Annotated in this window: 25 protein-coding genes; 17 read left to right on the plus strand and 8 right to left on the minus strand. The window is 34.7% G+C overall.

Annotated elements, in window-relative coordinates; all coding sequences use genetic code 11:
- The first annotated feature begins 242 nt into the window (after positions 1-242).
- Genes CBR30_08945 through CBR30_08965 form a run of 5 tightly spaced genes read left to right on the plus strand, consistent with a single transcriptional unit; the run spans position 243 to position 5,628 of the window.
- Positions 243-1,919, plus strand: a complete 1,677-nt coding sequence (locus CBR30_08945) for a peptide ABC transporter substrate-binding protein (protein PMQ00837.1) — start codon at positions 243-245, stop codon at positions 1,917-1,919.
- A gap of 20 nt (positions 1,920-1,939) precedes the next feature.
- Positions 1,940-2,968, plus strand: coding sequence for a peptide ABC transporter permease (locus CBR30_08950; protein PMQ00838.1), 1,029 nt, complete (start codon positions 1,940-1,942; stop codon positions 2,966-2,968).
- Position 2,969: 1 nt separating this feature from the next.
- Positions 2,970-3,812, plus strand: coding sequence for a peptide ABC transporter permease (locus CBR30_08955; GenBank protein PMQ00839.1), 843 nt, complete (start codon positions 2,970-2,972; stop codon positions 3,810-3,812).
- A gap of 5 nt (positions 3,813-3,817) precedes the next feature.
- The gene (locus CBR30_08960) at positions 3,818-4,804 is read left to right on the plus strand and encodes a dipeptide/oligopeptide/nickel ABC transporter ATP-binding protein (GenBank protein ID PMQ00840.1); all 987 of its coding nucleotides are present in this window, start codon (positions 3,818-3,820) and stop codon (positions 4,802-4,804) included.
- A 5-nt stretch (positions 4,805-4,809) separates the two neighbouring features.
- Entirely contained in the window at positions 4,810-5,628 is an 819-nt protein-coding gene (locus CBR30_08965) for a dipeptide/oligopeptide/nickel ABC transporter ATP-binding protein (GenBank protein PMQ00841.1), read from the plus strand.
- Here the strand turns inward: CBR30_08965 and CBR30_08970 are convergent.
- From CBR30_08970 to CBR30_08980, 3 genes are read right to left on the minus strand one after another with little or no spacing between them, the layout of a single operon-like run.
- Positions 5,625-5,852 (minus strand): hypothetical protein, encoded by a 228-nt coding sequence (locus CBR30_08970; protein ID PMQ00842.1) that lies wholly within the window; start codon positions 5,850-5,852, stop codon positions 5,625-5,627. The two genes, CBR30_08965 and CBR30_08970, sit on opposite strands and share 4 nt — an antisense overlap.
- A 14-nt stretch (positions 5,853-5,866) precedes the next feature.
- Positions 5,867-6,358, minus strand: a complete 492-nt coding sequence (locus CBR30_08975) for a hypothetical protein (protein ID PMQ00843.1) — start codon at positions 6,356-6,358, stop codon at positions 5,867-5,869.
- Positions 6,355-7,227, minus strand: a complete 873-nt coding sequence (locus CBR30_08980; GenBank protein ID PMQ00844.1) for a hypothetical protein — start codon at positions 7,225-7,227, stop codon at positions 6,355-6,357. The genes CBR30_08975 and CBR30_08980 overlap by 4 nt, the downstream gene beginning before the upstream one ends.
- Before the next feature lie 82 nt (positions 7,228-7,309).
- Here CBR30_08980 and CBR30_08985 point away from each other — a divergent pair, with 82 nt between their 5' ends.
- From CBR30_08985 to CBR30_08995, 3 genes are read left to right on the plus strand one after another with little or no spacing between them, the layout of a single operon-like run.
- Entirely contained in the window at positions 7,310-7,963 is a 654-nt protein-coding gene (locus CBR30_08985) for a PrsW family intramembrane metalloprotease (protein ID PMQ00845.1), read from the plus strand.
- 5 nt (positions 7,964-7,968) lie between these two features.
- Positions 7,969-8,682 (plus strand): haloacid dehalogenase, encoded by a 714-nt coding sequence (locus tag CBR30_08990; GenBank protein ID PMQ00846.1) that lies wholly within the window; start codon positions 7,969-7,971, stop codon positions 8,680-8,682.
- Positions 8,683-8,727: 45 nt separating this feature from the next.
- Complete coding sequence (locus CBR30_08995; protein ID PMQ00847.1) at positions 8,728-8,943, plus strand: hypothetical protein; 216 nt, start codon at positions 8,728-8,730, stop codon at positions 8,941-8,943.
- 34 nt (positions 8,944-8,977) lie between these two features.
- On the opposite strand, the gene CBR30_09000 is transcribed toward CBR30_08995, so the two are convergent.
- The gene (locus tag CBR30_09000; GenBank protein PMQ00848.1) at positions 8,978-9,907 is read right to left on the minus strand and encodes a 3-phosphoglycerate dehydrogenase; all 930 of its coding nucleotides are present in this window, start codon (positions 9,905-9,907) and stop codon (positions 8,978-8,980) included.
- 175 nt (positions 9,908-10,082) lie between these two features.
- Here CBR30_09000 and CBR30_09005 point away from each other — a divergent pair, with 175 nt between their 5' ends.
- The 9 genes from CBR30_09005 (at position 10,083) to CBR30_09045 (ending at position 19,935) form a co-directional block, all read left to right on the plus strand.
- A complete protein-coding gene (locus CBR30_09005; protein PMQ00849.1) occupies positions 10,083-11,087 on the plus strand; it encodes a hypothetical protein in 1,005 nt (334 codons plus the stop codon).
- A gap of 48 nt (positions 11,088-11,135) precedes the next feature.
- Positions 11,136-11,516 carry a hypothetical protein gene (locus CBR30_09010; protein PMQ00850.1) on the plus strand — a complete coding sequence of 127 codons (381 nt, stop codon included), beginning with the start codon at positions 11,136-11,138 and terminating at the stop codon, positions 11,514-11,516.
- Positions 11,517-11,604: 88 nt separating this feature from the next.
- Positions 11,605-13,089 carry a transporter gene (locus tag CBR30_09015; protein PMQ00851.1) on the plus strand — a complete coding sequence of 495 codons (1,485 nt, stop codon included), beginning with the start codon at positions 11,605-11,607 and terminating at the stop codon, positions 13,087-13,089.
- 3 nt (positions 13,090-13,092) lie between these two features.
- A complete protein-coding gene (locus CBR30_09020) occupies positions 13,093-14,271 on the plus strand; it encodes an oxidoreductase (protein PMQ00852.1) in 1,179 nt (392 codons plus the stop codon).
- Positions 14,272-14,278: 7 nt separating this feature from the next.
- Positions 14,279-15,238 (plus strand): 2-keto-3-deoxygluconate kinase, encoded by a 960-nt coding sequence (locus CBR30_09025; GenBank protein ID PMQ00853.1) that lies wholly within the window; start codon positions 14,279-14,281, stop codon positions 15,236-15,238.
- Positions 15,235-15,999, plus strand: coding sequence for an IclR family transcriptional regulator (locus CBR30_09030; GenBank protein PMQ00854.1), 765 nt, complete (start codon positions 15,235-15,237; stop codon positions 15,997-15,999). Before CBR30_09025 ends, CBR30_09030 begins: the two co-directional genes overlap by 4 nt.
- Before the next feature lie 10 nt (positions 16,000-16,009).
- Positions 16,010-17,158, plus strand: a complete 1,149-nt coding sequence (locus tag CBR30_09035; GenBank protein ID PMQ00855.1) for a dihydroorotate dehydrogenase — start codon at positions 16,010-16,012, stop codon at positions 17,156-17,158.
- A 15-nt stretch (positions 17,159-17,173) separates the two neighbouring features.
- Positions 17,174-18,853: a succinate dehydrogenase gene (locus CBR30_09040; GenBank protein ID PMQ00856.1), complete on the plus strand. Its 1,680-nt coding sequence runs from the start codon at positions 17,174-17,176 to the stop codon at positions 18,851-18,853.
- The gene (locus CBR30_09045) at positions 18,850-19,935 is read left to right on the plus strand and encodes an alcohol dehydrogenase (GenBank protein PMQ00857.1); all 1,086 of its coding nucleotides are present in this window, start codon (positions 18,850-18,852) and stop codon (positions 19,933-19,935) included. Before CBR30_09040 ends, CBR30_09045 begins: the two co-directional genes overlap by 4 nt.
- Here CBR30_09045 and CBR30_09050 read toward each other — a convergent pair.
- From CBR30_09050 to CBR30_09065, 4 genes are read right to left on the minus strand one after another with little or no spacing between them, the layout of a single operon-like run.
- The gene (locus CBR30_09050) at positions 19,927-21,399 is read right to left on the minus strand and encodes a rhamnulokinase (protein ID PMQ00858.1); all 1,473 of its coding nucleotides are present in this window, start codon (positions 21,397-21,399) and stop codon (positions 19,927-19,929) included. The two genes, CBR30_09045 and CBR30_09050, sit on opposite strands and share 9 nt — an antisense overlap.
- 20 nt (positions 21,400-21,419) lie before the next feature.
- Entirely contained in the window at positions 21,420-22,613 is a 1,194-nt protein-coding gene (gene rhaI / locus CBR30_09055; protein ID PMQ00859.1) for an L-rhamnose isomerase, read from the minus strand.
- Between the two features lie 2 nt (positions 22,614-22,615).
- Entirely contained in the window at positions 22,616-23,560 is a 945-nt protein-coding gene (gene rbsK / locus CBR30_09060; GenBank protein ID PMQ00860.1) for a ribokinase, read from the minus strand.
- 19 nt (positions 23,561-23,579) lie between these two features.
- Positions 23,580-24,440, minus strand: a complete 861-nt coding sequence (locus CBR30_09065; protein PMQ00861.1) for a hypothetical protein — start codon at positions 24,438-24,440, stop codon at positions 23,580-23,582.
- Positions 24,441-24,448: the final 8 nt, after the last annotated feature.

The raw sequence follows: 24,448 nt of genomic DNA on the forward strand, positions 1-24,448 counted from the left end.
AAGCTTTTTTAGAAAGAGCTCTAATTGATGGTTTTTTCTCTTTTATTAAACTCATTATTAACACAATTAAAATTTCTTTTATCTTTTTTCTTAAAGAAAAATCTGGTAGAATATTAATGACCATAGTTTTCACCTCCCGGGGTTTGGATGTTATCTCTTTCTAATCTAATTCTAACCCTGGGAGGTTTTTCTTTTCAAAAACTGATTACAGGTCAGCCTGGAATTTATATGGTACAGCTACTGTGTCTGGTACAAACGAGCTTCTCTACTTACCACTCTTCTTCTACAGCAATGCAAAAGATTTATGGCTTCCTGCCATTGGAGAAACTTATAAAGTAGTAAATAAGACAACTCTCCAGATAAAGATAAGACCTCAAGCAAAATGGAGCGATGGAAAGCCAATTACAGCGGATGATGTAGTATATACCTTTGAATTAACAAAGAGGATCGGAACAGGACCTGGTGCTGGATGGGATTCCTACATTGCAAGCATTAAGAAGGTTGATGACAAGACTGTAGAATTTGTAATTAAGACTCCAAATCCCAACTACATGTCCTTTGTAGGGTATGCCCTTGGAACAAGAATTGTTCCAAAACATGTATATGAGGAGTTAGAAAAGAAGGGAGCAAATGCAGTAAGAGAGTTTGTTAATGGAGATCCTGCAAAGCAAGTAGTTTCTGGACCATACAAATTATACTTTGCAGATGAAAATAATGTAATATATCAAAGAATAGAGAATTGGTGGGCAAAAGATATATTTGGACTTCCAAAACCAAAATATGTTGCCCATGTAATTTATAAGGATAACCCAAGTGCAAACCTTGCCTTTGAAAAAGGAGATGCAGATTGGGCAAGCACCTTTATCCCTGCAGTGTATGAACTTTGGGAAAAGAAAGGATTACCAATAAGAACTTGGTTCAAATCTAAGCCATATTACATGCCAGATGGTGTAGGATTTGTCTATATCAGTTATAAGCATAAAGCCTTGGCAGATCCAGTAGTAAGAAAAGCAGTAGCATATGCAATACCTTACGAGGAAATGTTAGATAAAGCATACTTTGGATATGGTAGCCAAGCACATCCATCTTTTGTTATTGATCTATTTGAGTCCTATAGACAATGGATAGATTATGGGTATTCTAAATATGTATGGGGTACTAAAGATGGAAGAGTTCCAACAGATTTGAAGAAGGCAAATGATTTATTAGACAAAGCAGGATATAAGAGAGGACCAGATGGAATAAGAAGAACTCCTGATGGACAGAGGCTTGGACCTTACACCATATCTGTACCATATGGATGGACCGACTGGATGATGATGTGTGAAATGATAGCAAAGAATTTACAAGCTATAGGATTAGATGTTAAGACAGAATTCCCAGATTGGTCTGTTTGGGCGGATAGAATGACTACAGGAAACTTTGACTTCATCATCTCCTGGAGTACTGGTCCTGGATTTGATCATCCATGGAATATTTACAGATTTGTACTCGACTATAGGTTAACATTACCCTTCGGACAAAGCTCTTGGGCTGGTAACTGGGAAAGATATAATAATCCAGAAGTGATGAAGATATTAGATGAGATTGCTGCAACATTAGATTCAGCAAAGAAGAAAGCATTATATGCAAAACTCCAAAGAATAGTACAGACAGAAATGCCTGCAATTCCAGCATTCTACACTGCCCACTGGTATGAATTTAATGAAACCAAGTGGGTTGGCTGGCCAAGAGAGGAGAATCCATGGTGGTATCCTGTTGCTTGCTGGTCTGCAAACAGCCTCCCAGTTCTATTTGGAATAGCTCCAAAAGGACAAACACCTGAAGTTCCTAAGTGGCTTGCACCAGTAAGCAATGGTGGAGTATTAATTCCTACCACCGATATATTCAATGCCTTAGCAAAGGCAAAAGCAAAATAATGAATTAAGGAGGAAGTGAAATGCGGGACCATGCACTAAATCCTTTTATAAAGTACCTTGGAAGAAGATTCTTATTCCTACTTATCACATATTTTATAGCTCTGACTATAGTGTTTATCCTGCCCCGAGCAATACCTGGAAACCCATTGGCAAGCCTGCTGGGAAGAATTTCCCAGCAGGCTCAGGTTAATCCTGAGTATATAAGAAGTGTTGAAAAAACTTTAATGGAGGAATTTGGGCTTGGAAAACCTGTAATTGTGCAATATTTTGAGTTTATTGGAAAGGCTTTAAAAGGAGATTTAGGAACATCTATATCAGCATATCCCAAAAAAGTACTTGATTTGGTTATTCCAGTAATCCCATGGACTTTGGCTTTATTAATTCCTTCAATTTTGATTGCGTGGATTGTGGGAAATACGCTTGGGGCTTTTGCTGGTTATAGAAGGGGTTCTTTAGTAGATAAAATTGCTCTGAATACCTCCCTTGTCATTGGTCAAATACCATACTACTGGCTTGGTATGCTTTTAATTTTTGCTCTTACTGTGAAACTTAAAATTTTCCCAGGGCAAGGTGGTTATACTCAGGGAACTATTCCTAATTTTAGTCTTAATTTTATTTTAGATGTTTTGTCTCATTACATTTTGCCATCACTATCCATTATTATTTCTTCCCTTGGAGGATGGGCTATTGGAACAAGAATGTTAGTAGTTAATGAGCTTGATTCTGATTATGTAAGTTTTAGTGAGCATTTAGGAGTAAAAAGTAATACCATATTTGGATATGTCTTTAGGAATTCTTTGCTTCCTCAGGTAACTGGACTTGCTCTAAGTCTTGGAAGTTCCTTGGGTGGTGCCCTTATAACAGAGATTATCTTTAATTATCCTGGAACAGGATATCTTCTCTTTAGAGCTTTAAGTACCTTAGATTACCCTCTTATTCAAGGAATTTTTGTTATTCTTATAGCATCCATATATCTTGCCAATTTCTTTGTGGATTTTGTATATGCGGTAATAGATCCAAGAGTAAGATTAGGACAAGGAGAGAGCTAAAATGTTAAGAACTATTTTTAAACCATTATTCAGAAATAAAAAGTTTATCTCCGCTTTTTCTGTTTTTATTTTGATCGTCTTGATGGGAATCGTTGGTCCTATTTTGTATCCAAAGGACCCTACAGCCTATGCAGGTCCTATGGAATCTCCTCCATCTAAGGATTTCCCTTTAGGGACAGATACCTATGGTCATGATCTATTGGCTCAGCTTTTAAATGGTATTAGAACCTCTCTTTATATTGGATTTTTGTCTGCTGTTATTTCTATGATCATTGGTCTTCTAATTGGGTCTATCTCTGCGGTAAGAGGTGGTGTTGTAGATGATCTTTTGATGTCCTTTACTAATATTGTTTTAACCATACCGCAGATCCTTTTAGCCATATTAATTGCTACATATCTTAAGGTGAGGAGTGCTGAGGTTGTGGCAATCCTTTTGGGAATCTTAGGTTGGCCATGGTTTGCTCGTGCTGTTAGGGCTCAACTTTTATCCCTAATTAATAGGGAATATGTTTATTTATCAAGGCTTGCAGGCTATACAGATATTCAAATCGCCTTTGAGGACCTTTTACCTGGCATTGCTACCTATGCATTGATGTCGTTTATCCTATTCATAAATGGTGGAATAATGGGAGAAGCGGGATTAAGCCTCATAGGTTTAGGACCTACAAAGGGAGTTTCTTTGGGATTGATTCTTCAATGGGCTGTATTAATGGAAGCGGTTAGAAGAGGTATGTGGTGGTGGTTTATACCTCCTGGAGTGATAATTGTTGCTTTAACCTCCTCCCTATTAATAGTTACAACAACGATGGATGAAATATTCAATCCAAGATTGAGGGAGAGGTGATAAAAATGGGAGAAAGATTATTAGAGTTAAAGGATATAAAAGCATACTATTTGATTGGAAAGCAATATGTTAGAGCAGTGGATGGAGTATCTATTGATATAGATGAAGAAATTGTAGGTATTGTAGGGGAAAGTGGAAGTGGAAAATCTACACTAACAAATGTAATGCTAATGAGTATAAAAAGACCTCTAACTTTAGTTGATGGCAGTGTATATCTTTATTCCAATGGAAACGTCATTAATCTATCATCTTTAAGTAGGGAGGAGCTTCAGAAGAAGATTTGGGGAAGAGAAATGTCTATTATCCCTCAGTCCGCCATGAATGCTCTTATGCCTACAAAAAGAATTCGTAGCTATATTCTTGATGTAATGAGGTCCCACTTTGAAGAGATAGATGAGAAAGAGGTCTTGAAGAAGGCAGGAGATAGATTTGAGGAGATTGGTATTTCTCGGGAGTACTTAGATAGGTACCCCTTTGAGCTTTCTGGCGGAATGAAACAGAGAGCAGTTATAGCGGTAGCTACCTTATTAAATCCAAGGCTTCTTCTTGCAGATGAGCCCACATCTGCATTAGATGTGGCAACACAAAAGATGGTTTTGAAGACTATTAAAGATTTGAAGGATAGAAACATTGTTAAGAGTATAGTTTTTGTAACTCATGATATAGCTACAGTAAGGCAGATAGCGGATAGAATGGTAGTAATGTATGCAGGGAAAATAGTTGAAGAGGCAAGCACCGAAGAGATAGTAAATGAGCCTTATCATCCTTATACAAAGGGGCTTTTACTTTCAGTAGTAACACCAGAGCCAGAAGTAAAGAAAAGAGGAATTTCATATATTCCAGGTACACCACCTAATCTAATCAATCCTCCTTTGGGATGCAGATTTTATCCTCGTTGTCCCAACAGAATGCCTATCTGTGAAAAGGAGGAGCCTGTGCTGAAAAGCATAAATGGTAGAAAGGTTGCATGCTTTTTATATGAGAAGAGGTGATTAAAATGCCATTACTTGAGGTAAGAAATTTAAACAAGATCTATGAGCTTGGGTTTATAAGAAAAAAGTATATTCATGCGGTAAAAAATGTATCCTTTAGTATGGAGCAAGGAGAGATTGTATCTTTGGTGGGAGAGAGCGGTTCTGGAAAAACAACCACTGCAAAGATAATTCTTGGATTGGTAAAGCCAACCTCTGGAGATGTAATTATAGATGGAAAGAGATTGGAAGACTACTTTAAGAATATGGAAAGTGTTAGAGATTTGAGAAGAAAGGTTCATGCAGTCTTTCAAGATCCTTTTGCCAGCTACAATCCCTTTTATCCTATAGATAGGGTGCTTCACCAGGCAATAAGGTTAATTGGTTTTAGTCCAGAAAGTAACGAGGCAAAGGAACTAATAGATATTGCACTGAAAAATGTGGGCTTAGATCCAGAATCAATTCTTGGTAAGTATCCCCATCAGCTTTCCGGAGGAGAAAAACAAAGAATTATGATTGCCCGTTGCTTTTTATTGATGCCTAAACTTATTGTGGCAGATGAGCCAGTATCAATGATAGATGCCTCTACCCGTGGAGGTGTAATAAAACTTTTTGAAAAGTTGAGAAAAGTGCAAAACACATCTGTTTTATTTATAACTCATGATATGGGATTAGCCTATTATATATCTGATAGAATCCTTATTATGCACTTAGGAGAGATTGTAGAAGAAGGAACACCAGATGAAATAATATCCAATCCTAAGCATGAATATACAAAAAGACTTATCGGGAGTATTCCTACTCTATATAAGAAGTGGGAAGATTTGGAAAAGGCTAAGGTTTAGGGACTGGATTTATCCAGTCCCTTTTTATTTTTAGGTAAGACTCCTTCTCTAATCCTTTTGTTTTTTCCTCTGGAGCCACTTCCTAGTAATGCAAGCCCTATGACTAAAAAAGCCCAGTGATAACCTTGAGATATGGAGAAGAATCTTTCATGCTTTTGAATGCCTACCTCTCCAGCTCTTTTTAGGAGGGGGTGGGGAAGGTGGAGGTCTGGAGAGGTAGGCATCTAGAATTATTATACTAAGATCTCACCCTCCATGCAATACCACATAAGAAAAGGAAACTAACTATTATTGGTGACAGGTTAATAAATAAGAATTCCGAAATAAATTTTGATATAAAGGAAAAAAGCATGAAAAAGAAAGGATAAGCGTAAGTTCCTTTCCAATGTAAAGAAATAGTAACAAGTATAAGAAAAATTATTATTGAGTTTATTAGATTATTTATTAAGGCATATGGATTAATGATGCTTAAAAGTAACAAGGGGACTGAAAGGAGAAAAGGTAAAAGAATATGAGTAAATTTTATAATTAAAGAGTAGGTATTTAAGTATAGAAAAAGAGCTAAAATAAATAAGAGTTCTGGAATAAAATAAATATCAAAAGGTATGTAGTCTCTAATGGAGAAAAGAATTAGACTTAAAGTAAAGATTCTCAGAATACCTTTAATTTCGTAGATATTTAGAGACTGTATGAAAAATAGAACGGTAGGAATAAGATAAAGTATACTCAAGATGTTTCTACCTTCTCCCTAATAAATTTTATAATGGCGGAAGTCAAGGGCTTCCCCACAAGTCTTGTCAATTCTTTTTCAAAGTCAGGAATATTTGATAAAAACTTTGTTTTACTATCATTAGGACTAAAGTATTTTTCAAAGACATAAAGCCCCTTTCCCCCAGCAATTCTTTTAACATATTCTGAAAGGGTAATATAGATTTCATCTGAGATCTCTTCAGAAAAGAGAAGGGGAAGTGGTTTTGGAGATGTATCCTTTTCATAAGAAAATATATTTATTATAGTCTTGGGATTAGAAAGGATTGGAATGAAAGAATCAGGAATATTATTAGGAAAATCTCGAAGGGGGAAAGAGTTTTTGACGTATCCATCTTCTATGATTATAGTTTTCCCGTCATAACTAAAGAGGTATTCCTTTTTATCTTCGCATACAAAGCAGATTATTCCTGTAAAGTTTATATCAGAAAGTAGACTAAAGGGTTCATAAATATCTAAGTTTTTAAAGGATATATTTTTAAATATTAATTCTCCATAAAATAGGGATAAGAGGGATGATACTATTTCATTAGAGTATATACTGTATATATTTACTATAGAACTTTTATCAAAGCCATTAAGGTGTTTTAAAGCTTCCTCATTTAAGTATATGTTTTCTCCATTGGAAAAGGAGCTTGCAATAAAAGACTCCTTAGAATAGAGAAGAGTAAACTGATTTTTTGATTGTCTAAGTTCTAATAGTTCATATCCTAAAAAACTCCTATAGTAATTTAAATATTTACGAAGATTAAAAAGGGAGAGATTTATGTTTTTTAGCTTTGTATCAAAGAACCTATTAAAGGGGAGCTCCTCTAATAGAAATTTTCTCATTTATTTCCCCCTTAAAATATTTCCTTAATTATTATACCACATAGGTCTTTATAAATTAACATTTTTATATTAATATTAAGATATGTGGTTGTTAATTTTAGCTATTGCTCCGGGCATAGCCCTTTCTTGGTATATTTATAATAAGGATAGGTTAGAGAAGGAGCCTCTAAGACTTCTTTCCCTTTCTTTTTTATTAGGAATTCTTGTAGTGCCTTTTACTGCTCTCATAGAGATAATAGCGGATTATATTATTTTCCCTAATAAAGATAGTATTTTAGATCTTGCTTTTTACTCTTTTTTCGGTATAGGACTTATAGAGGAGGGCAGTAAATTCCTAATTATTTATAAATACCTATATCCAAAGGAAGACTTTAATAATCCCTTTGATGGCATTGTTTATTCTGTAATGGTAGGATTAGGTTTTGCTACATTAGAAAACATCTTTTATGTGGTTGAAGGAGGAGTTTCTACAGCTATTTTGAGAGCTATCTTGGCCATCCCTGATCATTTTCTTTTTTCTCTTGTGATGGGCTATTTTTTAGGACTTGCTAAGTTTACCTATCAGTTTCCTAATAATATAATGAAAGCTATCATTTATCCTTCCTTTCTTCATGGAATTTATGATTTTCTCATATTAGCCCATATATGGTGGCTTACACCATTAATCTTTCCTTTTGTTTATATAATGTTGAGAAGATATTTAAAAAAGGGTAAAGATTTGATTAGTTGGAGGTAGTTAAAATGATAAAAAGTGTATGGTTTGATTTAGATGGCACTTTGCTAATTAATGATGTTGATATTTTTTTAAAGGAATATTTTAAGCTTATAGCCATTAAAATCAAGGAGAAATCCCTTGGTGATCCTTCTGAAATAATTTCTCATTTGCAAAAAGCAGTCTATTATATGGTAGAAAATAAAGGTCCTAAAAATAATGAGGATGCTTTTTGGGACCATTTTGGGCAGTATGTAGATAAAGATGCATTTTATAAATTTTTTGATGAGTTCTATAGGATAGATTTTCCAAGATTAAAATATCTTACCAAACCAAATCCATATGCTAAGGATGTTGTAAAACTTGCTTTTGATTTAGGATTGAAAGTGGTTATTGCGACGAATGCAGTATTTCCATTAATAGCTATAAAAGAGAGACTTTCTTGGGCAGGTGTGGATAATTTCCCCTACTTTTTGATAACCTCTATGGAGAATATGCACGCCTGTAAGCCATCTATTGAGTATTATAAGGAGATCTTAGAGATTGTTGGGGAAGAGCCTGAATCTTGTCTCATGGTGGGAAATGATATAAAAGAAGATTTAATAGCTAAGAAACTTTTAATCAATACTTATCTTATATCAGATGATAGGAAAATGGATTTAAAATCATTGGAGATTAAACCTGATTTTATTGCTCCATTAAAGGATCTGATGGAGATTCTTCCTCTTCTTTCTAAGGCTTAAAATATAGTTTATAATTAAACAAAAGTCTGAATGGGAGGTGAGATTGTGTTTAGTAAGATACTCATTATTCTTATAGGTGTATTGCTTGTAGTTTTGGGTATTTGGGGTATAGTTTCTTGGTGGAGCTATTTTGTGAAAGCTCTTATGGCTTCTGTTCCTGCCTTTTTAATTCTATTAGGAATAATCTTAGTAATCTTTGGCTATTCTGAGATAAAAAGTCTGCTGGCAGAGAAAAAGGAAAAGAAGGAATCATCACAATAAAAGATGGGGAGGAATTGTTCCTCCCCAAGAGGTATTAATATCCCAATCTTTTATCCACCACATTTACCATCTTACTTATATCAGGATAAGCATTAAGATTTTTTAGAAAGATTTCTAATAATCTATCCATATAAAAGGGAGTAACACCTGCTATATGAGGAGTAATGATAACACTAGGGAAATTCCAAAGGGGGCTTTCTTTGGGAAGGGGCTCTTCATAGGTAACATCTAATAAGGCTCCTTTTATTCTATTTTCCTCTAAGGCTTTTATTAGAGCGGATTCTTTTATGATCTGTCCCCTTCCTATATTTACAATTATGGCTGTATTTTTCATAAGACTTAATTCTCTTTCTTTGATTAATTCCCTTGTCTCCTCTGTAAGTGGAGCGGATATAACTATGATATCAGATTCTTTTAAAAGTTCATCCAATTCGTTATAAGTTAATAGTTTGTCAGGAATTACATCCAAATTTTTCTTTTCTAAATTCCTTTTAAGACCTAAGACCCTCATGCCAAAACATTTTGCAATTCTCCCTATTTCTTGCCCTATTTTCCCGTATCCTATGATACCCATAGTTTTCCCAGTAAGCTCATCACAATCCTCTAAATTTTCTCTTTCCCATTTTCTTTCCATCTGATTTTTTATGGATTTATGAATATTTCTCGTGAAAGATAAAATAAGAGCAAAGGTATGTTCTGCAATAGGTTTTGGGTGTACACCACTGGCATTGGTTAATATAACATCAGAGTTTACAAGTTCTGGATATAAGAAGTTGTCAATACCAGCTCCTCCTGCCTGTATCCATTTTAAATTTTTTGCCATTAAAAATTCTTCTCTTTCTAAATGCCAGCATACTATTACTTCAGCGTCCTCTATAGAGTTTACAATTTCAATATCTTTTCTTGTATTTAGTATTCTTTTTATATGCTCTTCTTTAAAGGGGAATTTTATTAATATTCTCATAACTACCTCCTACTTTTTAGTCTTTTATTATTTTATCCAAAGAATTTTTATTTGACATGTAAAAATTATTGTTGTATTATTTACAATAGTATTGCATATAGTAAAAGGAGGTGATATGAATTTTATTTGATTCCTTCCCTTTAAAATTATTCTCTAATTAAAGGAGGGATTTTTCATGAAATTCAGAATAACCTTAGCTATCACATTTTTCTTATTGGTCTCCTTAATTCCCCTTCTTGGTGCAAGTGAATGGAAACCAACAAAACCTATAACGATTATTGTTCCTTGGAGTGCTGGTGGATCAACAGATTTAACAACAAGGACATTAGCAGCTGAGATGGAGAAATATTTAGGTCAAAAAATAATTGTTGTAAATACTCCAGGCGCTGCGGGTTCTATTGGTACTAAAAATGCTTGGGATGCTCCACACGACGGTTATACTTGGACCGCCAATGCTATAGTTGATATAGTAAAATATCCAGTTTTAGGATATCTAAATGTGACTCATAGGGATTGGGCACATTTCTTAGTTATCTATGCGCCAAATGTAATTGCTGTAAGACCTGACTCTAAATATAAAAATTTAAAAGATCTTATTGAAGATATGAAAGCAAGACCAGGAGAAGTTAAAGTTGCAACTGCAGGAGTAGGAAGTGCTGGACATATAGCTGCAGAAACTCTTGCTATGTATTTTGGAATAAAATATAGGCACGTTCCTTATGCAGGTGGAAACCCTGCAGTAATCGCTACTGTTAGTGGAGAAGCAGATGTTACTACTCAACTTTCTATGGAAGTAGCAGAAATGTTGAGAGCTGGAAAATTAAAAGCATTAGCAGTAATGGGTAAAACATCTATTGAAATTACAAGATATGGAAGAATTCCCTCTATAAGAACATATTATAGAGATTTTCCTGAGACTGGAGCATATTTTGGGATATTTATTCCCAAAGATGTGCCTGCGGAAGTTTTGTCTGCTGTTACAAAAGCTTTTGTGAAAGCAGCAGATTCTCCTGCAGTTAAGAAGTATGCAGAAGATAATGGACTTGTTGCAGTTAAAATTTATGGTAAAAAAGCGGACGAGCTTGCCGAACAGGTTGCATCAAGAATATGTTGGATGCTTTATGATCAAGGAATAGCTCCAATTTCTCCTGAAAAATTCAATATTTTAAGAAGTCAATAATTTACTGAGGGGGGTTATTGAGCCCCCTTTGTTAGGGAGGTTAATTAAATGAGAAAAGCAGATTTTCTAACTGGAATATTTTTAATTATTCTCTCTATATTTTTTATAGTTGAAGCCTTTAAAATGCCTGTTGATCCTGCCTATGGTATTTATGCTTTTCCAGGAATTACTCCTATATTTTTAGCGAGTATTCTCTTAATTTTATCAATTTATTTAGTAATAAGATCAAAAGTTAATTTTATTGAGATCTTGAGGGACATGTCTATAAATAAAATGAGAAATAAAGAATTCCAAAATCTCATTTTATCAGGAATATTAATGCTTATCTATGTTTTTCTACTGAAAAAAATCCCGTTTTATATTTTGACTTCTCTATTTATTTTTGCCTTTTCGTATATCTTTTATAGAAAAAGCCTATTTTTCTACTAATCCTTTCTGGAGTTGTTACTTTCGCAATAATTATGCTTTTTTCAAAATTATTTTTAATTCCTATGCCATAAGAAAGGAGTAATTTTTTATGGAAGGTATAATATACCTTTTAAATACATTAATAAATTATCTTACAAATCCTTCGATACTTTTTAATTGTGCTTGGGCTACACTTCTTGGAATTATTATTGGAGCCTTGCCAGGACTTACAGCTACTATGGGAATTGCTCTTCTTACTGGATTAACCTTTGGTTTTCCATCAGAACTTGCTATAGTAATGCTTGTTTGCATATATGTTAGTGCAATATATGGGGGAAGTAGATCCGCCATTCTAATAAATATTCCAGGAACTCCAGCAAACGCTGCCACTACTTTGGATGGTTATCCTTTGGCAAGATCAGGAAGGGCGGGGGAAGCATTAACTACTGCAACTATTGCATCTGCTATAGGCTCTTTTATTGGTGTTCTTTCTATATTTATCTTTGCTCCTCTTTTAGGACAGATAGCTTTAAAATTTGGTTCTTGGGAGTTCGCTTGGCTTGCAATATTTGGAATAACCATTTGTGGAACTCTTACTGCACCTAAAGATCCACTAAAAGGTTGGATAGCTGGATTTTTAGGACTTTTATTAGCTCAGATTGGTATGGAACCAATTGGAGCTTATCCCAGATATTCTTTTGGCTTTTTACAACTTATGGGAGGTATAGCATTAATTCCTGTATTAGTTGGGGTTTACGGGATACCAGAAATTTTAACAAGTATGAAAGAGTATGGTAAAAGAGAAATAATACATGAGATTAAAGGGAGATCAATTCCTAACATATCTATCCTTATTAAAAATTGGGTAAATATTATAAGATCTGGATTGATCAGTGTTTTGATAGGTGTAATTCCAGGAGTAGGAGAGGACGTTGCTGCATGGGTATCTTATGATCTTGCTAAGAGGGCAAGTAAAGAAAAAGATAAATTTGGAAAAGGCTCCATAGAAGGATTAATTGCAGCAGAAACTGGAAATAATGCATGTGTTGGAGGAGCTATAATTCCTGTCTTAACTTTGGCTGTTCCTGGAAGTGCACCAGCAGCAGTTTTATTAGCAGCGATGTGGCTTCATGGATTAAGACCTGGTCCACTTTTACCTATTGAAAATCCTATGTTTATTTATAAAACAGCTGCTATGATGCTTTTTGCTACAATTTTAATGACCATATTTGGTTTACTTTTAACAAGACTCTTCCTTAAGATACTAACTATTGATAATGCAATTTTAATGCCTATTATTTTTGTTCTTTGTGTTTTAGGTGTTTATGCAATAAACGTAAGAATATTTGATATTTTTGTAATGCTAATCTTTGGAATAATAGGATATTTTATGAGAATTATGGAATATCCAGCTGCACCATTTGTTTTGGGTTTCATTCTTGGACCTATGGCGGATGAAAATATTAGAAGAGCATTGATCATTACAAAAGGAGACATAACTCCATTTTTCACAAGACCAATATGTATTGTACTTATAGTTTTAACTCTTTTATCTGCTCTTGTGAGATATAGACCAAAAGTGAAGGAGGGATAAAAATTGGATAAAGTTAAAGTTGGTATAGTAGGAACAGGTTTTGTTGCGAATATTCATATGGCATCATATAGGGAAAATTTTGCTTTTTGCGAAGTTGTTGGTGTATGTGCAAGAAATTATGAGCATGCAAAAGGTTTTGCAGAAAAGTATAACATAAAAAAGGTTTATAAAGATTATCATGAAATGTTAGAAGATAAGGATATTGATGTTATAGATATATGTACACCCACTAATGTTCATATGGATATTATATTAGAATCTGCAAAAGCCCATAAACATATTATATGTGAAAAACCTCTAACAGGATATTTTGGGGAAGATACCGAAAAAGAGGATGTAGGGAATATATCGAAAAGATATATGTGGGAGAAGGTTAAGGAGAAAGTAAATATTATAGAAAAAACTTTAGAAGGAAACAATGTGAAATTCATGTATGCAGAAAATTTTGTTTACTCCCCTGTAGTTTCCAAAATAAAAAGGATGATAGAGGCTTCTAAAAGTCCAATTATTGAAATAAGAGCAGAAGAGAGCCATTCAGGATCCCATGCGGAATATTCAAGAAGATGGAGGACTTCTGGTGGAGGAAGTCTCTTAAGAATGGGATCTCATCCTGTTGGTGTAGTTCTTCACTTAAAAGCCTTTGAGGGAAGACTTAGACATGGAAGACCAATAAAACCTATATATGTGGTAGGAGAAGTTGGGAATTTAACGAAAATATCAGAGGTTCAAAGGGAAGAAAAGCATTACATTTTTACTAATTGGAGAGATGTTGAGGATTGGTCTTGCCTTATAATAACTTTTGAGGATAATAGTAAGGCAACAATTTTTGCTTCTGATACAAGTCTTGGTGGTGTCAAAAATCTTGTCTATGTTTATACTTCTCAGGGAGTTATATATGGTAATATAACTCCAAATAGTACGATATTAGCATATGCTCCATCTCCTGATACGTGGAAGGATGAATATATAGCAGAAAAAATTGAGACAAAAGCGGGTTGGAATTTCCCATTCCCAGATGAAGATTGGATTCGTGGTTACCCACAAGAAATAAGAGGTTTTATGGAGTGTGTAATTCACAATAGGGAACCAATTTCAGATTTTGAATTAGCAAAAGATACTGTGAATGTAATTTATGCAGGTTATACTTCAGCTGAAGAAGGCGTGAGAGTAAGGGTTTTGTAAAGGAGGAATGTGCATGGATGTTATTTCCTATGGGGAGGTAATGCTAAGGTTTACTCCTGAGAGATTTAGAACTTTTGTTGCAAGCAATTCTTGGAATGTTGAAGTGGGCGGAACTGAAGCGAATGTACTTATAAACTTGTCTCTTCTTGGTGTATCAACATCTTTTATTACCTTTTTTCCTGACAACTTTTTAGGCTATAAAGCCTATTGCGAATTAAGAAAATATGGGGTAGGGGTGGAGAAAACGAGGCTTGTTTCTTATGGAAGAATGGGGATGTATTTTGTAGAGTTTCATCACAGGAGTTTTGGTATTCAAGTAATTTATGATAGGAAAGATTCTGCTTTTTCTCTTACTCCTCTTTCGGAAGAGGATTTAGAATACTTTAGGAGAGCCAAACTTATACACCTTACAGGTATAACTCCCAGTTTAAGTGATGTATGCAGAGATAATCAGATTAAGATATTAAAGTCTAAGGGGGGAAATCAGAAGATATCATTTGATGTGAATTTTAGGAAGAAGCTTTGGGAGGAGGAAGATTTTAAGAGATATCTAAAGGAGGTAATGGATTACATAGACATTTTATTTATAAAGAAAGAGGATTACAATATTCTTTTTTCTAATGAAGAAGACGAGGAAAAAATTCTTCATAATTTACAGAAAGATTTTGGAGAAGAAAAGATATTTGTTTTGACAAAGGGAGAAGAAGGAGCGACAGCTATTTATAAAGGTGAAATGTGTTCTGTCTCTTCTTATAATACTGATATAGTAGATCGTATAGGGGCAGGAGATGCTTTTACTGCTGGTTTTCTATATGGGTATTTAAATAATAAAGACTTGAAGGAGTGTGTTGATTTGGGTAACATTTTGGCGAGTGTTAAAATGAGTGTATTTGGGGACTTTATCTCGGTTGATAGAAGAACTTTGGAGCAATTTTTAGAAAATAGTATAAGGAGCGTAGAGAGATGAAGAATAAAGTAGGAATTGGTTCTGCAGCTCAAACCTTAGAGATTTTGGAAATTTTAATCTTAGCAGGAAGAGAGTTATCCCTTAAGGAGATAGCTCAAAAGACTAATCTTCATATTTCCACTGTCCATAGATATCTTTCTACTTTGATTGATAAGGGTTATGTAAGGAAATTACCATCGGGGAATTATAAGCCTGGATTTAGAATTCTTGAGCTTTCTAATTATGTTCTCCAAAGCTTAGATATTAGGGAAATTGCCCATCCCTTTCTTGTAGAACTAATGAATAATACAAAGCAAACAGTTCATCTTACTATAAAGGACGGTTATGAAGGGGTCTATATAGATAAAGTGGAGGGTCCAGAAACTCTACCTATGATGTCAAGAATAGGAATGAGGATGCCTCTTTATTCTACAAGTTTTGGAAAGGTACTACTTGCTTATAGTAGTGAAGAGGAAATTGAAGATTATTTAAGACATGTGCCTCTGAAACCAAGAACTAAGAATACTATAACAGATCCAGAAAAGTTAAAGGAGGAGCTTAGGAAGGTAAGAACCTTAGGTTATGCTTTTGATGATGAGGAGAATGAAATAGGGATTAGATGCTTAGGAGTACCCATATTTGATTATGCTGGAAAGGTTATAGCAGCTATTTCCATATCAGGTTACTTTCTGAATTTTGAGGGGGAGAGGAAAGAAAACTTGATTTTGGAGCTTAAGAAAACAGGGGAAAATATAAGTAATGTTTTAAGAAGCAGAAGATAGGAGGTTTATTATGGACTTATCCACCAATTATGTTGGCTTAAGGCTTAAAAATCCTATTATTGTTGCTTCATCGGGGCTTACGGAAAATCTTAAGAATATGAAAAAAGTGGAAGAAAATGGAGCAGGTGCCTTAGTAGTAAAATCTCTATTTGAAGAGGAGGTATGTAGGGTTTCTCCTACTCCCAGGTTTGAGATAATCTCAAGAACTATGGGACCTCTTCGTTCTCAAACCTTATACTCCTTTGAGCAAGCAAGTCCCTTTTCTCCAGAAGAGTATTTTAAAGAAGTTAGTAAGGCTTTGAGTATTTTATCAATTCCTGTAATTCCCAGTATTAATTGTATAACCAATGAGGGATGGCTTAAGTACTCTAAAATGGCACAGGAGATTAATGCTCCTGCATTAGAGCTGAATGTTTCTTGTCCTCATGCTTCCATCTCTTTTAGGGGACAGGACGTAGATGATACAATTATTAATACAGCAAAACTTGTTAGGGAAAATGTTGACATACCCTTGATTGTAAAATTGCCTATGCAACTTTCTTCTCCTCTTGCTGTTGCTAAAGAGTTAGAAAGGATAGGTATAAATGGGATTGTAATGTTCAACAGGTTGACAGGTCTTGATATAGATCTGGAAAAAGAAAAGCCTATTATGCATGGAGGATATGCCGGGCATGGAGGACCATGGGCTCTAAATTATACATTGAGATGGATATCCACATCCTCTCCTCATTTGAATATCTCCATTTCCGCATCAGGTGGCGTGGGAAGCGGAGATGATATTGTAAAGTATATCATGGTTGGGGCGGATGCAGTGCAAGTCTGTAGTATCATTTATCTTATGGGGTATGAAATAATTTCCTCCCTTTTAAATGGAGTAAAAAGATTTATGGAAAATAAAGGTTACACATCCTTAGAAGATTTTAGAGGGAAGGTTTCAGGGAAAGCTATTCTTGGAAATTATGAGATTGATAGAAGGCATTATTTAAAAGCTCAGATTGATGAAAACTTATGTAATGCTTGTGGAATATGCAAAAAAGTATGCATCTATGATGCTCCAATTCCAAAAGATGGAAAATATTTTATAACTGAGCTTTGTGATGGATGTGGTCTATGTCCTAAATTATGTCCTCAGAAAGCAATTACAATGGTAAAAAGATAAGAAAGGATTGAGGCTATGAAGATTATTAAGAGAGATTTAGTGATTATTGGTGGTGGTTCTGCAGGAATGCGTTCTGCTCTTTCCGCCTATGAAAAAGATCCTACTCTTTCTATTCTTCTAATTGCAAAGAAGCCTTTAGGGGTTGGAGGAGTAACTGCACAAGCTTTTTCTGACAGAATGGCTTTTCATGCTACTTTATCTTATACTCTCCCTCCTCAAAAAAACTATTTGTATCATGCATTAGATATTTACAAGATTGGAGGAGAGGTCTCAGACTATAATTTGGCAGAAATATTGGCTAAGAATAGCGAGTCCGCTATTCAGTATTTGATATCTATTGGAGTTCCCTTTGTTAGAGATAAAGAGGGAAAGATAGATCAATTTTTAACAGATGGCTCTATCTATCCAAGAGCTTGTTATGTAGGCCCTAATACTGCTATTGAGATAGCAAAGGCACTACATAGAAAAATAAAGGAAACAAAGATTGAAGTTATGGAGAATGTAATGGCTTATGATTTTATATTAAAAGGAAATAGAGCTGTAGCCTTAAAAGCCATAGATACAAGTACCCAAGAAATTCTTGTTATTCAGGCAAAAGCCTTTATCTTGGCTGCAGGTGGGGCGGGAGAAATATATCATCAAAATGTTTTTACCTCAGAAATGACAGGCGATGGTTATGCAATGGCTTTGCGAGCTGGGGCAGAATTGGTAAATATGGAGTTTATGCAGATTGGTTTATGTCATCCCAACATATTATTTGCTGAGTCAGGTAGTATATTTAGGGCTTTACCTAAAATTGTAGATGAGAATGGAAAAGAATTTTTACTGGATTATTTAGAGGGAGAAGATAGAGAAAATTTATGTGCTTTAGAATTTAAGAAGGGAGCTCATTGGCCTGTTTCTTATGAATCTCCAACAAAGGTTATTGATCTTGCCATTTATTATCATACCCTTTTAGGACATAAAGTTTATATGGATTTCAACAATAATCCTTCCTACCTGATTTTTGAACATATCCCCGATGAGATACTTCGTTGGAGCGAGAAAGTAGGGAAGGAGATTTTTAAAGACACAAAACCTTTTGAAAGATTAAGAATTATTAATCCTACTATTATTGAATGGCTGAAAAAATACGGTATAGATCTTGAAAAGGATAGACTTCCTGTACAAAATGCTCTACAGCACTTCCAAGGAGGAGTAACTCAAGTTTTTGGAAAGATTGCAGGGGAGAGTGCTATAGAGTTTGCTAAAAATAAAGATTTCGTTGAAATTTCGGAAGAAGATTTAAAGGAAGAAATTAAAACTATCGGAATTCCAGCGGAAAAAGCAAGGAAGAGAATAAAAGATATCATGTCGAGTTATGGTTTCTTGGTAAGAATTGAGGAAGGAATAAATAAAGGACTTATAGAGCTTTCTGAGATTAGAAAAGAAGGTATTGCTTTAGATGAACATGGACCTTCTTATTACTTAGAAACCTTAAATATGTTGGATGTGGCGGAAGTTATTTTGACTGCTATTAAGATTAGAGATGAGAGTAGAGGTCCCCATTTAAGATTCATAAAGTTTGAGCCCCCCGTCATGGAATTTTTACCTAAGAAAGAGAACTGGAATAAGTATATTGTGATAAAGAAAAAGAATGGCAAGTTAAGTTATGAGATTAGAGAGCCTGTAAGACCAAGGGAGGATATAAAATGAAATCTGGAGCAATGGTCCTTGAAGAATTTAATAAACCTCTTATTTGGAGGGAGATAGAAATTCCTGAAATTCCAAAGGGAGGGGTTTTAGTTAGGATGGTTTCCTCTGGTGTGTGTGGTTCTGATGTGCATATGTGGGAAGGCAAAGATCCTCGTGTTCCCTTACCAATAATTTTAGGACATGAGGGAGTTGGAGAGATTGTTTATATAAATGGAGAGAAGAAAGATTTAAATGGAGAAGAATTAAAAGAAAAAGATTTAATTACATGGAATAGAGGGATTGTATGTGGTAAATGTTTTTATTGTAAGGTGGCAAAGGAAGAATATTTATGTCCTAATAGAAAAATTTATGGAATTAATAGGAGTCTAAAGGAATATCCATATTTATCAGGAGCATATAGTGAATATATGATATTGGATCCAGAAACTGAGATAATCAGGTTGCCTGAAAATGTGGATCCTGATGTAGCAGTTATAGCAGGTTGTTCTGGGGCAACCGCCATGCATGCTTTTGACGAAATAAAAGAAACCCTTGTGGGAAAAACCGTGGTAGTGCAGGGGGCAGGTCCTTTAGGAATTTTTGCACTATCCCTTGCTCGTTTTCACGGGGCTGAAAATCTATTGGTTATTGCAGGAAGCGTAGAAAGACTTGAGATAGCTAAAAATATTGGCATTGATGTAATTCTGAATAGAAGGGAGACTACTCCTGAGGAAAGAAAGAGAAAAGTTATGGAAGTCACCCATGGAAGAGGTGCGGATATAGTTATAGAAGCTACCGGAGATAGTAAGGCTCTTTTAGAAGGAATAAGTCTTTTAAGAAAAGGAGGATTATATTTAATAGTAGGTGTTGCTACACCTCAAGAAAGTATCCCTCTTGATATATATGAAATAGCATCAAAGAATCTAACGATAAAAGGGATATGGGTAAGTTCAGGAAGACATGTATATCAGGCAGTATCTTTTGTAGCAAAAAATCAGAATATTTTTGAGTCTATTATTACTCATCGTCTTCCTCTTAGGGAAGCAAATTATGCTCTTCAGCTTATGAGAGAGAGAAAAGCCCTTAAGGTAGTATTAAAGTAATATCTCCTTATATCTTTTGTATTCCTTTTCCCATGTTTCAGTATTTTCAGGATAATATATTTTAGGCTCAAAGGAATTTTTTATTATCCTCCTCCCCTCTTCAATGTCTTTTACTATTCCTCTTGATATGGCTTGGATTATGATATTGCCCATAGCTGTTGCCTCTATAGGTCCTGTTACAACGGGCACTCCTAAAACATTTGCAGTAAATTGAGAGAGAAGACTGTTCTGAGACCCTCCTCCTACAATATGTAGCATTCTAATCTTCTTCTTAAGTATTTTTTCCATGCTCTCGAAAACCTCTTTATATCTAAAGGCTAAGCTTTCAATAATGCATCTTGCTATCTCTCCAATAGTTTCTGGCACTTTTTGATTAGTTTTTCTACAATAATCCTGAATAGCTAAAACCATATTAGGAGGATTTAAGAAGGAGACATCATCAGGATTAATAAAACATTGGAAAGGTTTTGATTCTTCTGCTAATTTTGTTATTTCTGAATAAGAAAGTTCTATTTCTTCCCTCATCCATACTCTTCTTGCGCTCTGTAAAAGCCAAAGCCCCATGATGTTTTTCAAAAACCTAAAGGTTTTATTTACTCCTCCCTCATTTGTAAAATTTGCTGTTAATGATTCTTCATTTATTATAGGTTCTTTTAGTTCTACCCCCATGAGGGACCATGTGCCAGAACTAATGTATGCCCAATCTTTACCTTCCGCAGGTACACCTGCAACTGCACATCCTGTATCATGTTCACAAGGGGCAATAACAGAGACATTTTTAAGCCCTAATTCCCTTTTTATACCTTCCGAAAGCTCTCCTATATAACTTCCAGGAGGTAGAATTTCAGGCATAATATTTATGGGAATACCAAAACTTTCAAAGAGTTCTTCCTCCCAATTATCCTTAATAGGATTATAGAGTTGAGATGTAGAAGCTATAGAAAACTCTGTTTTTATTTCTCCTGTTAGCATGAAATTAAATAAATCAGGCATAAATAGAAGCTTATATGCAGATTTAAAGAGGGATGAATTCTCTAATACCATACTATACAATTGAAATAAAGTATTTATTTGCATTATTTGAATACCTGTTAAAGAATAGATCTTTTCCTTAGGCATAACTTGGAAGGCTTTTTCTAAAATACCATCAGTTCTATGATCTCTATAGCATACAGGAAGTCCTGCCAAATATCCTTCCTTAGTGATTAGTCCAAAATCAACACCCCAAGTATCAATTCCAATACTCTCAATATCAGGATGTTTTAAAAAGGCTTTATTTATTCCTTCCTTTATTTCTTGAAAAATTTGAGGTACATTCCAATATAATCGACCTAAAATCTCAACGGGTCTATTTATGAATCTATGGACTTCTTCAACTTCTAATTTGTTCTCTTTTAGAATCCCTACCAAGGCTCTTCCACTTTCAGCCCCTAAATCAAAAGCAAGAAATTTCTTAGGCTCCATAAGGGCTTCCTCCTTACTTCTTAACTTCTTTCCTTAATAATCTTCTCCAAATAGCCACTTTCTCTAAAAGCCTTCAATGGGTCTAATGGGAGATTCATCTCTTCCCTTACTTTGTAAATTAATGGCATAACGTCTGTGTCAAAAGCGGACATTAATGTGTTCTCTGCCATAACTATATCTCCTTCCTCTTGATATTTCTTTAAGGCTTTCATATCTACAATTAGTGCCTTTGCATATAATCTGTATATATTCTCTACGCTTTGAATCATCTCTTCTATTTTATTCTTTAAGTTATGTGATTCATCTATCATATAGGCTATATCAACCTTTAATCCATCCTTTTCTGCCTTTATTATTTCATGGAATATAAGAAATAGCTCGTAAGGATTAATAGAACCTGTTGTTAAATCGTCATCTGCATATTTCTTGTTATTAAAATGGAAACCTCCTAATTTTTCTTCATCTAATAATACTGCTACAATTTGTTCTATGTTTGTACCTAAGGGATGGTGTCCTAAGTCTACTAATACATATGCTCTATCTCCTAATTTCTTTGATAAATTAAAAGCAGATCCCCAATCAGGTATATCAGTATGATAGAAGGCAGGCTCAAAGAATTTGTATTCAATAAGTAGTCTCATATTTGGTTCTAAATGTTTATAAACTTCTTTTAGGCTCTCTTCTAATCGATGTTTTCTTGCTCTAAAATCATCTTGCCCTGGATGATTGGTACCATCTGCAAGCCAAAGGGATATGTCTCGTGATTTTAGTTTTTTAGCAATCTCAATGCACTCTAATATATGGTTAATTGCCTTTTTCCGAATCTTCTCATTAGGATGGCACAAGCTCCCCAATTTATAGTCATCATCTTGGAACAAATTAGGATTTATTGCACCGGGTCTAACACCTAAAGATATAGCATAATTATAAAGCTCCTCCCAATTATCTGTCATATCCCAAGGAATATGGAGGGCAACAGTAGGACATATACCTGTTAACTTATGAACTATACTGGCATCCTGGATCTTTTCCTTAACATTTCTTGCGGAACCCTTTTGTTTAAATATGGCAAATCTTGTCCCTGAATCCTGATATCCCCAACTTGGAGTTTCCACTTTAAAATTTTTAAGGCGATCTTCTATCTCATCTACATTAATTCCTTTATCTTCCAATTTCTTTCTTAATATCTCATAGCTTTTTTCATAATCTTTCATAATTATAAAACCCCCTTTGCACGGTCTTTTAAAAATCTTTCCACCTCTTCTCTATAGGGCATAGCAGGAGCGGTTCCTATTTTTGTAACATTTAAAGCTGCCACCGCATTAGCAAAATATACTGCGGAGATTAAATCCTTTCCTTCTGCAAGGGCTACAGCTAATCCTCCATTAAAAGCATCCCCAGCTCCCGTAGTATCTACAACTTCCACTTTAAAGGAGGGGACATAAGTAGATCCTTCCTCATTTACCACTAATGCACCATCTTTCCCAAGAGTAACTACTACTTCTTTTACTCCAGAAGAGATAATCTCTCTTGCGGCTTTTTCTGCATCCTCTATAGATTCTATTTTCATCTCTGTAATAAGTTCCAATTCACTTCTATTTGGAGTAATTAGATCAACCTTCTTCCATATTTTTTTATCCAATTTTCTTCCAGGGGCGGGATTAAGAATTGATAAAGGTTTTTCCTTTTTAGAAACCAAGTCTATAGTATAAGCTACTGTTTCCACAGGTATTTCTAATTGGAGAAGAACCACATCTGCTCCCAATATAATATCTTTTGCCTTCTCCACAAGCCCTCTATCTACCTCCATATTAGCTCCAGGCGCTACCACTATCATATTTTCTCCTGTTTTATCATCTACCATTATTAAAGCTATTCCTGTATGAGTTTTATCAGTTATTTTTAAATAATCTATATTTATGTTTTCATTTAAAAAATTATTTCTTGCTACTTCTCCAAAATAGTCTTTCCCTATACATCCTACAAAATAGACCTCTGCTCCTAATCTAGCTGCACACACTGCTTGGTTAGAGCCTTTGCCTCCAGGTCCCATTTTAAAAGGACCACCCAAAACTGTTTCTCCTGGTTTTGGAAGCCAAGGAGCTTTTGACATAAGATCAGTATTGTAACTTCCTACTATAACTATTTTTTTCTTTTCCAAGAAGAATCACCTCCCAAATTTATCCTTTAATAGCACCAAAGGTTAACCCTCTAACCAAATATTTCTGGAAGAAGATTACAAGAAGGATACTAGGAATAGTAGCTACTAAAGATAGAGCAGAAAGTTCTCCCCATTGGATTCCATGTCCTCCAATTAACTCTGAAAGAACCACAGGAAGAGTTGTCACACTTGACCGTGTGAAAATAAGAGCAAATAGAAATTCATTCCATGCAAAGACAAAAACAAATAAAGTTGCTACAACTACACCAGGTAAGATAAGGGGAAAGGTAACTTTCCAGAAAGCCCTAAATCTTGTGTAACCATCTACTAATGCTGCTGATTCTATTTCTTCGGGTAAATCCTCTACAAATCCTTTTATAAGCCATATAGCAAAAGGAAGATTAATTAAAAGATAGGAAACAATCAATGCTATATAAGTGTCAATAAGACGAAGATTTAGAAAAATTATAAAAAGAGGCATAACAGCAATTATAGGAGGAGCAAAAAGTAAGGAAAGAACAAAGAAAGATAAATTTGGACCTCCATATTTAAATCTTCCTATTCCATATCCTGCAAAAAGAGCAAGAATTAAAACAAGCAGAGCATTTAAACTTGCTACAATAAGACTATCTTTTACTCCTTTAGCTCCTCCTAATTCAAAAGCTCTCTGAAAATTACCAAAATCAAAATGATTAACAAAGAATATTGGAGGATAATGGAAAAACTCTCCTTTTTGTTTGAAAGCACCTATAAATATCCAATAAATAGGAAAGGCAAATACTATAATAAAAAAGAGAAGAAGTAAATTTTGGAGCCAGTGAATTATTTTTTTCCTTCTAACTCTTCTTTTAAATTCTTCATAAGCCTTCTCATTTATCATTTGGATGC

This window comes from Dictyoglomus sp. NZ13-RE01 (genome assembly GCA_002878375.1).
GTDB lineage: Bacteria > Dictyoglomota > Dictyoglomia > Dictyoglomales > Dictyoglomaceae > NZ13-RE01.